Annotated in this window: 11 protein-coding genes and 1 other annotated feature; of the genes, 2 read left to right on the forward strand and 9 right to left on the reverse strand. The window is 39.7% G+C overall.

Going from position 1 to position 14045, the window contains the following annotated elements; translation table 11 throughout:
- The 9 genes from gltB to ABZ559_RS09790 all read right to left on the reverse strand — a co-directional run bounded on the left by gltB (position 1) and on the right by ABZ559_RS09790 (position 12570).
- On the reverse strand, positions 1–4518 hold the full coding sequence (gene gltB, locus ABZ559_RS09750) for a glutamate synthase large subunit (protein WP_367006182.1): 4518 nt from the start codon (positions 4516–4518) through the stop codon (positions 1–3).
- A gap of 377 nt (positions 4519–4895) precedes the next feature.
- Positions 4896–6242: a type I glutamate--ammonia ligase gene (gene glnA / locus ABZ559_RS09755; RefSeq protein ID WP_367006183.1), complete on the reverse strand. Its 1347-nt coding sequence runs from the start codon at positions 6240–6242 to the stop codon at positions 4896–4898.
- A gap of 253 nt (positions 6243–6495) precedes the next feature.
- The gene (asnA, locus tag ABZ559_RS09760) at positions 6496–7488 is read right to left on the reverse strand and encodes an aspartate--ammonia ligase (protein ID WP_367006184.1); all 993 of its coding nucleotides are present in this window, start codon (positions 7486–7488) and stop codon (positions 6496–6498) included.
- Between the two features lie 70 nt (positions 7489–7558).
- On the reverse strand, positions 7559–8044 hold the full coding sequence (locus ABZ559_RS09765) for a GNAT family N-acetyltransferase (RefSeq protein WP_367006186.1): 486 nt from the start codon (positions 8042–8044) through the stop codon (positions 7559–7561).
- Positions 8037–9095 carry an MmcQ/YjbR family DNA-binding protein gene (locus tag ABZ559_RS09770; RefSeq protein WP_367006188.1) on the reverse strand — a complete coding sequence of 353 codons (1059 nt, stop codon included), beginning with the start codon at positions 9093–9095 and terminating at the stop codon, positions 8037–8039. Before ABZ559_RS09770 ends, ABZ559_RS09765 begins: the two co-directional genes overlap by 8 nt.
- 77 nt (positions 9096–9172) lie before the next feature.
- Positions 9173–10948, reverse strand: coding sequence for an oleate hydratase (locus tag ABZ559_RS09775; protein WP_367006189.1), 1776 nt, complete (start codon positions 10946–10948; stop codon positions 9173–9175).
- Positions 10949–11072: 124 nt separating this feature from the next.
- Positions 11073–11636: a TetR/AcrR family transcriptional regulator C-terminal domain-containing protein gene (locus ABZ559_RS09780; protein ID WP_367006191.1), complete on the reverse strand. Its 564-nt coding sequence runs from the start codon at positions 11634–11636 to the stop codon at positions 11073–11075.
- 444 nt (positions 11637–12080) lie between these two features.
- Positions 12081–12266, reverse strand: coding sequence for a hypothetical protein (locus tag ABZ559_RS09785; RefSeq protein ID WP_367007669.1), 186 nt, complete (start codon positions 12264–12266; stop codon positions 12081–12083).
- The gene (locus ABZ559_RS09790; protein WP_367006193.1) at positions 12205–12570 is read right to left on the reverse strand and encodes a restriction endonuclease subunit S; all 366 of its coding nucleotides are present in this window, start codon (positions 12568–12570) and stop codon (positions 12205–12207) included. Before ABZ559_RS09790 ends, ABZ559_RS09785 begins: the two co-directional genes overlap by 62 nt.
- A gap of 78 nt (positions 12571–12648) precedes the next feature.
- Positions 12649–12783, forward strand: a sequence feature (ribosomal protein L10 leader region).
- Positions 12784–12811: 28 nt separating this feature from the next.
- On the opposite strand from ABZ559_RS09790, the gene rplJ reads away from it, so the two are divergent.
- The gene (gene rplJ / locus ABZ559_RS09795; RefSeq protein WP_273415158.1) at positions 12812–13315 is read left to right on the forward strand and encodes a 50S ribosomal protein L10; all 504 of its coding nucleotides are present in this window, start codon (positions 12812–12814) and stop codon (positions 13313–13315) included.
- Positions 13316–13386: 71 nt separating this feature from the next.
- The gene (rplL, locus tag ABZ559_RS09800) at positions 13387–13755 is read left to right on the forward strand and encodes a 50S ribosomal protein L7/L12 (RefSeq protein ID WP_018376919.1); all 369 of its coding nucleotides are present in this window, start codon (positions 13387–13389) and stop codon (positions 13753–13755) included.
- Positions 13756–14045 lie beyond the last annotated feature (290 nt).

Raw genomic sequence — 14045 nt, forward strand, 5'->3', positions numbered from 1 at the left:
TTATTTTCCTCCTGTTACTGTTGCGAGAAGCTCTTCTTTCTCGGCAGCTGTTTCCGCACCACCTGTAGCAATCTCAAAGGTACGTAGTTCAAGTTCATCACCTTCAAGACCACGATTGGCGAGAGCATGTTCAATATTGTTGATTTCATGGAATTCAGTTGGGTAAACCTTGATAAACTTACCAACTTCATTAGCCCAATTATCCAAAAGACGCTTAGCCTTGGCACTGCCTGTATATTCGTAATGTTTTTGAATCATATCAACAAGAACATCATCACCACGTGTCTCACCGACTTTGTAAAGGTCAACCATTTCAGTGTTAACTTTTTCAGCAAAATCACCATTAACATCATAGACGTAGGCAACACCACCAGACATACCAGCCGCAAAGTTTCGTCCTGTTGTTCCAAGGATAACCGCAACACCACCAGTCATGTATTCACAACCATGTGCACCAACACCTTCAACCACAACCTTGGCACCAGAGTTACGTACACAGAAACGCTCGCCCGCACGGCCAGCAAAATAAGCTTCACCATTGACGGCACCAAATAGTGATACGTTTCCAACAATTGGAGAATTTTCAATATCATAACCAGCATCATGTGGTGGTTTTACGATGAGACGGCCACCAGACATGGACTTGGCAATATAGTCATTAGCTTCTCCAATGAGAGTTAATTCCATCCCTTGTGTAATAAAGCTTGCAAATGATTGACCAGCAATACCAGTGTATTCATACTTGATGAGTCCTGGTTCAACAGTGTCATTACCATAACGTTCTGCCATCCAGCCAGCCATACGGGCACCAACAGCACGTTGCACATTATTGATACTTTCCTTGATAGTCACGCTAGTTTCACTGTCAATAGCTGCCGCTGAAAAACCATCTAATTCCTTCCACTGACGTGGGTCAGCAAACGGATCCTCTGTCTTGCGTTCAATTGGATAGGCTGTACCCAAAATACGAGAGAAATCTAGTGACTTCGCCTTTCCTTTTGGAATGAATTTAGCCTTGAGGATTTCAGAATGTCCAACCATTTCATCTACAGAGCGGAAACCAAGTTTTGCCATATATTCGCGCAGTTCTTCTGCCATAAAGAACATCATATTGATGACATGTTCAGGCTTACCAGCAAAATGCTTCCGCAAGTCAGGATTTTGAGTCGCAACACCAACTGGACAAGTGTTGAGCGAGCAAACTCGCATCATAACACAACCTACTGATACAAGAGCCAAACTAGCAAACGAATATTCTTCAGCTCCAAGAAGTGCCGCTACCGCTACATCACGGCCTGTCATAAGTTTACCATCTGTTTCAAGTGTCATACGTTGACGAAGACGGTTGAGTGACAGCGTTTGATGTGCTTCAGCCAGCCCCATTTCCCAAGGGAGACCAGCATCGCGAACAGAGTTACGAGGCGAAGCCCCTGTACCACCATCATATCCAGAGATAACAACCTTGTCAGCGCCAGCTTTCACACAACCCGTTGCAATGGTACCAACTCCTGTACTTGATACCAGTTTAACATTAATTTTAGCATAAGGATTGATAGCTTTAAGGTCATAAATCAATTGTGCCAAATCTTCAATTGAATAAATATCATGGTGCGGTGGTGGGGAAATCAAGCGAACACCAGGCGTTGCACCACGGATTTCAGCAACCCAAGGGAAGACTTTTTGACCCGGAAGCTGACCGCCTTCACCAGGTTTTGCACCCTGGGCTAACTTAATTTGTAGTTCTTCAGCAGACATGAGGTATTCAGCATTGACACCAAAACGTCCAGATGCTACCTGTTTGATTTTAGAATTGAGATTACGACCATCTGGTTGAACTTTGAAACGATTTCGGTTTTCGCCACCTTCTCCAGAGTTGGATTTAGCACCGATACGGTTCATGGCTTCTGCAATAGTTTCATGTGCCTCTTTAGATAGAGAACCAAAACTCATGGCACCAACCTTAAAGCGTTTAACTATGCTTTCAGCTGGTTCAACTTCTGAAAGGTCAACTCTAGGACGATTCGAATGGAATTCCCAAATAGAACGAAGCGTCGTTGGATGTTCAAGTGCTTCTTTATCCAACTCAGTAGTATAAGTCTTGAAGAGATCATAATCCCCCCTACGAACTGCTTGTTGGAAATTATAAATAGTCTGTGGATTGAAGAGGTGATATTCACCATCTGCTTTAAATTGGTAACTACCACCACTCTGAAGATAGTCGTCACGTCTTGCACCAAAGGCGTCCTCAATACGTTGCAAGTATTCTGCTTCGATTTGGTCAAGTGACAAACCACCAATACGAGTCACCGTTCCTGTAAAGTATTGGTTCACAACAGCATCAGACAGACCAACGGCTTCAAATAATTGGGCTCCCTTATAACCAAGAATGGTTGATATTCCCATACGACTCATGACTTTTACGATGCCTTTTTCTGCTGCTTTACGATAGTTTTCATATGCTGCTTCATCCTTGCCATAGTCTGCAAGTGTCGCATACGCACCGTAAGGATGGATAGCCGCTGCACCATAACCAACCAAGGTCGCAAAGTGGTGAACTTCAGTTGCTTCAGCTGTATCAACAACAATTGAGAACTGGCTGGCTTTTCCTTTGACAACCATGTAGTTATTCAAGCCCGATACAGCTAACAGGATTGGAATAGCAGATTGACCTTCCTTGACACCACGGTCCGATAAAATAATGATTTTGCTACCCTTATCTACTGCTTTTTCTGCTGCTTTGAAAAGATTTTCCAAAGCACGTTGCAAACGATTTTGGCTAGGTTCAACTAAATTATAAACTGTTGATAAGGTAGTTGAACTATAGCGGGCATCAGTCAGCTGAGCTAATTTGGCAAAATCCTGACTAGAGAGTACTGGGCTATCAATTTTGACCTTAACACAATTATCCGCACCATCTACAGTAAAATTCCCATCTCCACCCAAATACACACTAGTGGATACTACGATTTTTTCACGAATAGCATCAATTGGCGGGTTCGTTACTTGGGCAAACTGTTGTTTGAAGAAAGTAAAGAGGGACTGATTTTTATTTGACAAAACAGCCAATGGACTGTCAAATCCCATAGAAATAACGGGTTCCTCTCCTTTTTCGGCCATAGGAAGAATAACCGTACGAATCACTTCCTCGGTGTAACCGTATGTTTTCCACAAGGTTGTGATATTATCTACTTCTTCTTTAACTTCTACTGCTTCAAAATCATTGAGATGAGCAATATTTTCTTCAACCCATTCTTTATAAGGATATTGAGCTGAATAATAATCCTTAACTTCCTCATTTTTCATGAGTTTGCCAGAAGTCGTATCAATCAACAACATATTACCAGGACCAAGCACACCTTTTTCAACAACACGACTTGGTTCTAAGTCAACAACACCTGATTCAGATGAACAAATCAAAAAGTTATCCTTAGTTAATGAATAACGACTAGGTCGGAGACCATTACGGTCAAGACGAGCACCAACCATGTCTCCATCTGTGAAAACAAGAGCGGCTGGTCCATCCCAAGGAGCCACGAAACTTGAAGCATATTCATAGAAAGCTTTCAACTCGTCAGAAAGACCGGATTGTTCTCCCCAAGCTTCTGGCACCATCATCAATAAACTTTGTGGAATATCACGTCCGTGGCGATAAAGGTATTCCAAGCAGTTTTCTAGTTTAGCTGAATCAGAATTTTCTTCATTGTAAACTTCAATTTGATGGCTGTGCATCCAATTTTCAGCACCACGTAGGGTATTAATCTCACCATTATGAGCTAAGAAACGAAATGGTTGCGCACGATCCCAAGATGGAAAAGTATTTGTTGAGAAGCGTGAGTGCGTCAGAGCAATATGTGATTTGAATAACTCATCTGTCAAATCAGGATAAAAAAGCCCAACTTGAAACGCATGCAACATTCCCTTATAAACAATCGTTTTACTAGACAAAGAACAAATGAAAAATTCATCCGCTGAAAAACTCTTCTCTAGTTGACGACGCAAACGGAAGAGTTTATCTTCAAACGCTCGCCCAGCTTTAGTATCTGAAGGTTTACTAATAAACAATTGAACAAAACTAGGCATAATTTCTTGTGCAGCAGGACCGCAATTATCATAATTAAAAGGAACATCTCGCGTAAACAGAACACGATAACCTGCATTTTTAATTTCAGATTTAACAGCAGCTAAAAGACTGCTTTTTGCCTCAATATCTTGTGGAAGATAAAGCTGTGCAACAGCATAGTCTCCTTTTGATGGCAAAACCAGTCCGGCTTCGGTAGCCTTTGCTTGGAAAAATTCATCTGGCATAGCCAACAACATTCCTGCTCCGTCACCAGTATCAGGTTCTGCGCCTGTCCCACCACGATGATTCATCCGCGTTAACATGGTAAGAGCATAGTCAATCAGAGTATGACTAGGCTCACCATCAAGCTGTGCAACAAATCCCATTCCACAGGCATCTGATTCAAATGATGGTTCCCAGAGAGTCGTCTGCTGAGCCTTCAAAGCATCTTCATTCATAGCTTTTTCTCCTCAATTTATAGAATAAATAGTCAAATTATTCAGAATTTTCATTTTGTATTATATCACAAGTTTCTTATTTAGAATAGTTATTATTATATATTTTTCGTTTTACTGAATAAAAATTAAAAGAGGTTGGGACAAAATGTACCCAACTTCTTGTAATTTTGTAATTTTACTTGCGAGGCACAGTGGTTACGGAGATTCTATCAACTTTAGTCAATCTAAGATTTCCCCTGAATGATTCATTAGCATTAGGTACCAATGAAAATCTGCTGATTGGCGAGGATAGGCTCAAGTCCGACCTCACCTCTCAGAGTTTGTGTCAACATCAACACAAAGGTTACTCAACCGTTCTACTCTCAAGGTTAAATTTTTTAGTAGAGGTTGAGGTAGTTATCAATTTCCCATTGTGAAACAAAGGCAGCATAACTTGACCATTCAATCTTCTTAGCTTCAACAAAGTTAGTAAAGATGTGTTCACCAAGTGCAGACTTAACAACTTCATCTTCTTGAAGAGCTTTAACCGCATTGTGAAGTGTTGAAGGAAGGTCTTTAATACCTGCAGCCTTACGTTCATCTTCTGTCATGACATAAATATTTGTTTCGACTGGAGCAGGCGCTTCAATTTTATTTTCAACACCATCAAGACCTGCTTCCAAAAGAACGGCAAGAGCAAGATAAGGATTAGCTGTTGGATCAACTGAGCGAAGTTCAAGGCGTGTCCCCATACCACGTGAAGCAGGAACGCGGATAAGTGGTGAACGGTTACGTCCAGCCCAAGCAATGTAAACTGGCGCTTCATAACCAGGAACCAAACGCTTGTATGAGTTTACAGTTGGATTCATGATTGCGGTATAGTTGTAAGCGTGTTTCATCAAACCGCCAAGGAAATCATAGGCAGTTTCTGACAATTGCATTCCTCGTGGGTCTTCTGGGTCAAAGAAAGCATTTTTACCATCTTTATCAAAAAGAGACATATTACAGTGCATACCTGAACCGTTAATACCGAATTTAGGTTTAGCCATAAATGTCGCATAAAGACCATGTTTACGAGCAATAGTCTTAACAACCAGTTTGAAGATTTGGATATTATCACAAGCTTTCAAAACATTAGCGTACTTAAAGTCGATTTCATGTTGACCTACTGCTACCTCGTGGTGACTAGCTTCAACTTCAAATCCCATTTGGGTCAAAACATTGACGATTTCACGACGTGTATTATCAGCCAAATCTGTAGGAGCAAGGTCAAAGTAACCACCTTGGTCGTTCACTTCAAGTGTAGGTTCACCTTTTTCATCCATTTTGAAAAGGAAGAATTCAGGTTCTGGACCAAGGTTGAATGATTTGAAACCAACTTCTTCCATATGATGCAATGCACGTTTTAGATTACCACGTGGATCTCCTGCAAAAGGTTCACCTTCAGCAGTATAAACATCACAAATCAAACCAGCAACAGCACCGTTTTCTCCACCCCAAGGAAAAACGGTCCAAGTATCAAGATCTGGGTACAAGAACATATCTGATTCATTGATGCGAACAAATCCTTCAATTGATGAGCCATCAAACATAGCTTTGTTTGATAAAACTTTTTCAAGTTGTTCATCAGTTGCTGGAATTTCAACATTTTTCAATGTTCCTGCGATGTCTGTAAACATCAAACGTAAGAAGGTAACATTTTTTTCTTTAATATCTTTTTTGATATCAACAGCAGTAAGTGTCATGGTGTTCTCCTTTGTTAACAAAAATGCCAATACACATGTAAAATGTGCAGAAATTGATATTTTTTATAGGTTAAATCTTTGATTTGTGATGAATTTTCTTTAAATCCATGAACATTATTCAAATAATTCAACTTATCTAGATTCATTATAATCTTATCAGAATATTTTGTCAAGTCTAAATGTTATAAAATATAACATCGTTTTCAAAAAAATAAAAGAACCAAGAAAACTTGATTCTTTTAAATAAGTATGCTTACAAAATGTTATCAAACGTTTCACGAACTTCTTTTGGCCAAACACTAGATTGTACTTCACCAATATGCTTCTTACGAAGCAAGAACATTGCCATACGAGATTGACCGATACCACCACCGATGGTAAGTGGGAATAGACCATTAAGAAGAGCCTTATGCCATTCTAATTGTAAACGATCTTCGTCACCTGTAATCTTGACTTGGCGTTTAAGCGCCTCCTCATCGACACGAATACCCATAGATGATAATTCAAACGCTGAACCAAGCGCTTCGTTCCAAACGATAATATCACCATTTAAACCATGATATCCATTTTCAGATTCTGAAGTCCAGTCATCATAGTCAGGTGCACGTCCATCGTGGCGTTGACCATCTGGCAAGATGCCACCAATACCAATGAGGAAAATAGCTCTAAATTCTTTAGCAGCAGCATTTTCACGTTCTTTTGGTGTCAAATCTGGATATTTTTCAACCAATTCTTCAGTGTGAATAAATGTAATCTTTTTAGGCAAAACAGCTTCAATATCAAAGCGTGCTTCAACTGCTAATTCTGTCAATCGAATAGCTTTATAAACTTGTTCAACTGTTTCTTTCAAATAAGTAATATCACGACGACCATTAGGAATTACTTTCTCCCAATCCCATTGATCCACATAAATAGAGTGGATGGGATCCAAATCCTCTTCGTCTGGTCGGAGAGCTTTCATGTGTACGAAAAGCCCTTCTCCTTCATTGAAGCCAAAACGTGCCAAAGTGTGACGTTTCCACTTAGCAAGTGAATGAACAACTTCAAATTCAGCATCTGGAATGCGTTTAACGTGCACTGAAACAGGATTTTCGATACCACTCAAATTATCTTGCATACCATCCCCGACCTGACTAAGAATAGGTCCTTGCACTTCAACAATTTCAAGTTTGTCAATCAAATATTGTGTAAAAGTATTCTTGACAAAAGAAATCTCCTGTTGCTGATGAATAAAGCTTTTCTTCATGTTTGCTCCTCCTTTAAAAATTAAGATAGGGCTATTATATACCTTTCAAAAGCAAAAGAAAACCCCTTTTTCAAAATTTTTGCAATTTTTCTGCCAATTTCGAACTCTTTATGTTATATAATCTAACATTTGTCCCGGTTTTTATAAATCTCTTTTGTTCTGGTCTTTCCACATAGCCCAATTCTTTATAAAATGCATGAGCGCCCCTTCTAGATATACCTGAATTAACACGGATACCTGAGATATTGGATCGCTGGGCCAACTTTTCTAATTTCGACAAAAGAGCTACTCCAAAACCTTTCCCTTGATAATCTTGAGATACAGCTAGCGCTATTAGATTCCATAAAGGCTTAAAATACAGTGTTTCATAGAGCTGAGCATGCACATAACCAATCAGTTGACCATTTTCTTCAGCTACCAAAATGGTGTGATTAGAGTCCTGTAAAAGTTTCTCAAGCTGAGCCTTGGTTGCTGACATATCACTATCATAGCCCAAACTATCACGGTTAATGACATAGAGAGCTTGGGTATCTGATAAACGAGCTGATCTAATCATTTAGGGTTTCCTCAACTTTCTCAATGAGTTCTTTGGTCATGCGACGCGGTCCACGAATATTACTGACACCCAGTTCTTTGAGAACGGATGCCGGAAATTTGCCATCATCAAACTGTCGAATAAGCTCAATGCGCATGAGTCTCTTGATGTCTGGATGGTTGCGGTAGCCGTTATTGTCCGTATCGGCTTCTAAGACTCGGCAGAGATAGCGGAGCATCCGACTAGGTGCAGTGATGTAAATGCCCACATAGTCTCCCTTCTTGATGGAGGCTTTTTGAGTCCAGTCAATAATTTTATTTTCCGTAAACTCTGCATCAATGTCATAATACTTAGGATTAGCAGGAATCAGCCAGAAATTTGGCCCTTGGCTGCGACCTAGTAGATTAGGAGCAGCTAGACTACGACTTTGGGTAACTAATTCCCAAAGTTCTTCATCTGATAAACTATCGTCAAGCACTACCGAAACCCAGCTCTTCTTGGACATGTGGTAACTAGGAAAAATGCCGTCTTTACTGAGTAAATTTGCTATTTCAGTTGGCTCAACCTTGAGATTAACCACTTCAACTTCCTGCTCTGCTATTGCCCCCGAAAATCCTAACTTTTCCAACTTAAGTGGAAAAATCAAGGCATACCACTTACCACCAACACGGTAAGAAGCAAACTGAGGAGACTTGACAAAAGGATAATCAACAACGTCACCCCACTCACTTTCAATCATAGTAGCTAGGCGATTCGTTTGGTCATTAATAAATGGCAGAGTTTGACAACAATTGCTAGCCACACGCTCCAAAACGTCTAGATAAGCCTCACGTACTTGGCCGACAAAGCTACCACTAGCACGCTCAACATGAAGAGCCAGATACTCTTCATTTAGTTCCAAATCTATGACCTTACTAGCTATTTGCCCGTCAAATGTGACCTGTATCCGCACTTCAAAATCACCATTTAAAATACTTTCGCGGAACTCATAACCATTTGTCGATTTGACAAAACCAAAAGGTAACAGTTTTTCAAAACAAATTCGTTTTTTTGCAAATATAGAAGAACTCAAGTCACCCCCTCCTTTCTCTTATAGCCATTATAACAAAAAAGGAAGCCAGAATAGATTTCTTAACTTCCTTTTCTTTTTTAAACAAGATGGTACTCTTTCAAGAGTTTTTCAATATCGGTACCTTCTGTCTTACGAAGGGCTTGTTTCAGGATAAATTTTTCGACAAAGTTCAACTTCATATCAGTGATAGCCTTGCCATCACGCAGTGCAACTGTCGCATGAAGCAAGTCACGCACATCATAGGTGCTGCCCCAAACTTCCGGCACACCACGGTCAATGTCTAATAACGTGTAAACAGCTTCCATCCCCGTACGAATAGAGTATTCTGTAGTAAAAATGGTATCACGCTGTGTTTCAGCAAATTGTCCTAAAAAGGCAAAGTTAAAAGCGCCATCTGGCACAACATTTGGGCGGTCTCCTTTTTCACGTGGCATAAAGAAGGCTGTTATGTAAGGCATCATACAAGGAACAGTTTTGGCACTGTGACGCGACAAATTATCAATGTCTGATACGGGCACTCCCATATGATAAAGCCATTCGGCACAAATTTCCTGACCAGTGCAATCGCGCATTGGTTTTTTGATATAGTCGCCTTCCTTGTCGGAAAAGAGACCATAAACCCAAACCACTAATTCATTCTTAGCTTGATTTCTGAATTGTGGTTGGCGGTTAACCGTCCAGCTCATCAGCCAACTTGAATCCTTAACAGTGACAATTCCGCCTGTAACAACCTTACCTGAAAATGGATCACGCTTACAAATTTTTTGAATATAAGCTGGTATCTTATCATCAATCGTCGTTACTGTGGCACTCATCCAGTTAGATTGTTCAGGGTCATAACAGAATTTGTCCGGATGACCAAAACTAGCATCTTGTGCCGCAATCTTCCGCCACATATCCCAGCCGCCGCCTGGACGAATTTCCTTATTAAAGCTAGCAGGCTTATCTTGGCTGCCGTAACTTGAATTTTCAACACAGCCGCCATTGGTGATAAAGACCAAATCATTTTCAGTCAGGTCAATGCTATCTTCTTGCCCATCACGAATAACTTCAATCTTTTTAGCGACTTTCTTATCTTTTTGACAGTCAAAGAGGACATTGACCACCTTGGTATTGTAATGGAAAATAACTCCAAAAGATTCCAGATACTTGACCATCGGCAAAATCATAGATTCGTATTGGTTGTAGCGGGTAAAACGCAGAGCAGTAAAGTCAGGCAAACCACTGATATGATGAATAAAGCGTTTGATATAAAGTTTCATTTCCAAAGCAGAATGCCAATTTTCAAAAGCAAACATGGTCCGCCAATAAAGCCAGAAATTAGAGTCAAAAACTTCATCATCAAAAACTTCATTAATCCGTTTGTTATAAAGATCTTCATCAGGTGTGAAGAAGAGTTTCATAATTTCCATAGCTGCCTTGTCAGACAAGCCAAACTTCTTATCTGTATGAGCATCTTGACCTTGTTTTTCAGTCGCACGGCAGAGCGAATAGTTAGGGTCTGCTTTATTGAGCCAGTAATATTCACCCAAGACACTGACACCATCCGTTTCAATGGAAGGAATAGAGCGGAAAAGATCCCACATGCATTCAAAATGATTGTCCATCTCACGGCCGCCCCGCATGACATAACCAATATCACTGTATCGATAACCATCACAGGCCCCGCCAGGAATCGGATCCTTTTCTAAGATATGAACTTGTTTGCCTGACATTTGCCCATCACGGACAAGAAAGCATGCTGCTGAAAGAGCAGCTAAGCCAGAGCCTATGATATAGGCTGATTTGTGATCAACACCAGCTGGCTTTTGAGGACGAGCAAAAGCTTCATAATTACCACTAGAATAATACATTTTGAATACCTCTCATCTTTTTTACTTATCTCTATTGTAAAAGCCTCCCCGCCTAAGAACAATAAACAAAAAAGCTTAAATGATAATTTTTTTATCATTTAAGCATATTTGATAAAAAGCAGAGCTATCGCCCTTTAGTATCATAATGTTGCAGAGCAGCTACGATATTACCATGCACTAAGATGGCCAGACGATTAACCAAGTCTTGAGGGTCTTCTCTCATGTCCTTTTTAATCCAATCCAACATGAGCCCGACTAAGGCATACTTGTAAAAGTCTGCTATAAAGTCCATATCTTCAGTGCTGACGCGTAAACCAACTGCCTTTTCCTCAACCACATCAATCATGAGCTGATAGGTCAACTGATAGAGATAGGTTTCAATCTGCTCCCGACTCACCGAGTGATAAACATTGAGGATAAAAGGCTTATTTTCCCTGACTGCTTTAAAAATATCCAGCAGCCCTTCCTCCCAGCTATCATAATGCCGATTTTCACCAAGAGCCTTTTGCGCGTCTTCCTCACAAGACCACTCCACCAAATCATAAATGTCCTTGAAGTGATAATAAAAAGTCATCCGACTAATCCCACAGTCATCCGTAATATCCTGAATGGTGATCTTGGGTAAAGGCTTTTGCAGCAACAAGTTCTTCAGAGACGCTTCCAAAGCTTTTTTCGTTATTTGTGCCATAGTTTCCTCTTTCAATACCTTTATTATACCAAAAAGTAAAGCCAAGCATAGTATTAGACTTGATTATAAGATGTAACTTTTATAATGCTAAGGAGCTATTCCATTTATCTGTTGATTAATACTCTTCGAAAATCAAAATTATCCGTTGTCAACTTGCCTTGATGAACTCAAGTTCTATCGTCGGCTTCGTTTCCTAGACTACTTTTGATTTTCATTGAGTATAAAAGTGCCATCTACTTGTAAAAGACCAATCATACCAATGTTGCCGATTGAATTTACTAAAATACTTCCTTTCGGTATATTCCTTGAAACATTCCAACCTAATTCAGTTAAACTTTCGCTTGCAAAAATCAAATTTTTTCCTGTAATAAATCAGTTGGTTTGAAGAATGGATAATTGCCATTGTAATACTCTTCATATTTTTCGAAGGTGTATTACCCGTGACTACTTCTCCAATATTTTGTATAGATGGGTACACCAATTGATTGGAACCTTCCCATAATAGGCGTTGTCATCAGTTAAAACGGGTTCAATTTCGACTAAGCCTTTCTTCTTGAGTTTCCCTTCCTCAAAGAGCCGTTGCTTTTCTGCACGAATTTTTTTCCAATAAAACTGAAGCGGGTTCATCATTGGGGTCTTGTGGGACCAACTTTCCTTGCATAGCCACATCCAGAACTTTTTGTCGGAGTTGTTCTGATAATTGTTGAAGCTCTACTTGGTTTTGATTGATAATATCTAGAAGATTGAAATAGTGTTGGATTTGGTTAGCGATTCGTAGTTGTTCAGAAATTGGTGGGATAGGGAATAGAAAATCTTCTAAAAATATTTTGGGAATCCTTTGTTGTCCAACAACACCAGTAAAATTATCACACTTAAACTTACATTTTCTTATTATTAGTAATGTATTCGCAGAGTTTATGTCTTTAAACGGCAACCATCCAAAGAAAATACTAGATTACAAATTTTGAGAAAAATTATTGACATAAGGATGAAAATAGGTTAAACTACTAAATGGTTCTGTGTGAACTGACCTAAGACAGCAGGGGAGCGGTGCTCATAAGATTCCTGCCGAGGCACAAAACGTCATTATGAAATAACGTCTTTGTACTTTCGTGTCTAGGTTTAGGTGCGATTTTTTTGTGCCTAGCCCAAAAATAAAAACGGAGGTAAAACTAATGAGTGAAGCAATTATTGCTAAAAAAGCTGAACAAGTTGAGCTCGTTGCTGAAAAAATGAAGGCAGCTGCAAGTATCGTCGTTGTTGATTCACGTGGTCTTACAGTTGAGCAAGATACAAATCTTCGTCGTTCACTTCGTGAAAGCGGTGTTGAGTTCAAAGTTATCAAAAACTCAATCTTGACTCGTGCAGCTGAAAAAGCAGGTCTTGACGATTTGAAAGAATTATTTGTAGGCCCATCTGCAGTAGCATTTTCTAACGAAGATGTTATCGCACCAGCAAAAGTTCTTAGTGACTTTGCAAAAGATGCAGAAGCTCTTGAAATTAAAGGTGGTTCAGTAGACGGTAAATTCACTTCTGTTGAAGAAATTAACGCTCTTGCTAAATTGCCAAACAAAGAAGGTATGCTTTCTATGCTCCTTTCTGTACTTCAAGCGCCAGTTCGCAACGTTGCATATGCTGTCAAAGCTGTTGCAGAAAGCAAAGAAGAAGGCGCAGCTTAATGCGTCAGCCCGTAGCAGCTTAATGCTATCTTATTTAAACCTAATTTAAAACATATTTGGAGGAAATTACAATGGCATTGAACATTGAAAACATTATTGCTGAAATTAAAGAAGCTTCAATCCTTGAATTGAACGACCTTGTAAAAGCTATCGAAGAAGAATTTGGTGTAACTGCAGCTGCTCCTGTAGCTGTAGCTGGTGCAGCAGGCGGAGAAGAAGCTGCTGCTAAAGATTCATTCGACGTTGAATTGACTGCAGCTGGCGACAAAAAAGTTGGCGTTATCAAAGTTGTTCGTGAAATCACAGGTCTTGGTCTTAAAGAAGCTAAAGCTCTTGTTGATGGTGCACCAGAAGTTATCAAAGAAGGTGCATCTGCAGCTGAAGCTGAAGAAATCAAAGCTAAACTTGAAGAAGCTGGAGCTTCTGTTACTCTTAAATAATAGAGCGACTACTCAATTAGCCTAAAAACATTCTGAAACCGCTATTCTTAGGAATAGCGGTTTTTATTTTTGTCGGCAGATTTCAACAAGTCCAAGTTAGCCATCGTTTACACTTCTCAAAGTAATCTCCTTATTACTGAGTTTAACATTAAAGACATCTACCTTATTCACTACTATTAGCTTATGATAATTTACATCAAACCGATTCTTAATTATTTTTTAAAATTTTCTCATTTTGTATTGACCTTCACTGACCAAAGGTGTATAATATCATCAGAAGATGGTTAGGA

It is taken from the genome of Streptococcus sp. ZY19097, assembly GCF_040731245.1.
Taxonomy (GTDB): Bacteria; Bacillota; Bacilli; order Lactobacillales; family Streptococcaceae; genus Streptococcus; species Streptococcus orisratti.

Bases quoted from the DNA above. Each gene is read 5' to 3' on its own strand.
- rplJ (WP_273415158.1), top strand. From the start codon at position 12,812: ATGAGTGAAGCAATTATTGCTAAAAAAGCTGAACAAGTTGAGCTCGTT.
- ABZ559_RS09775 (WP_367006189.1), bottom strand. From the start codon at position 10,948: ATGTATTATTCTAGTGGTAATTATGAAGCTTTTGCTCGTCCTCAAAAG.
- asnA (WP_367006184.1), bottom strand. From the start codon at position 7,488: ATGAAGAAAAGCTTTATTCATCAGCAACAGGAGATTTCTTTTGTCAAG.
- ABZ559_RS09765 (WP_367006186.1), bottom strand. From the start codon at position 8,044: ATGATTAGATCAGCTCGTTTATCAGATACCCAAGCTCTCTATGTCATT.
- rplL (WP_018376919.1), top strand. From the start codon at position 13,387: ATGGCATTGAACATTGAAAACATTATTGCTGAAATTAAAGAAGCTTCA.
- ABZ559_RS09780 (WP_367006191.1), bottom strand. From the start codon at position 11,636: ATGGCACAAATAACGAAAAAAGCTTTGGAAGCGTCTCTGAAGAACTTG.
- ABZ559_RS09785 (WP_367007669.1), bottom strand. From the start codon at position 12,266: ATGATGAACCCGCTTCAGTTTTATTGGAAAAAAATTCGTGCAGAAAAG.
- glnA (WP_367006183.1), bottom strand. From the start codon at position 6,242: ATGACACTTACTGCTGTTGATATCAAAAAAGATATTAAAGAAAAAAAT.
- gltB (WP_367006182.1), bottom strand. From the start codon at position 4,518: ATGAATGAAGATGCTTTGAAGGCTCAGCAGACGACTCTCTGGGAACCA.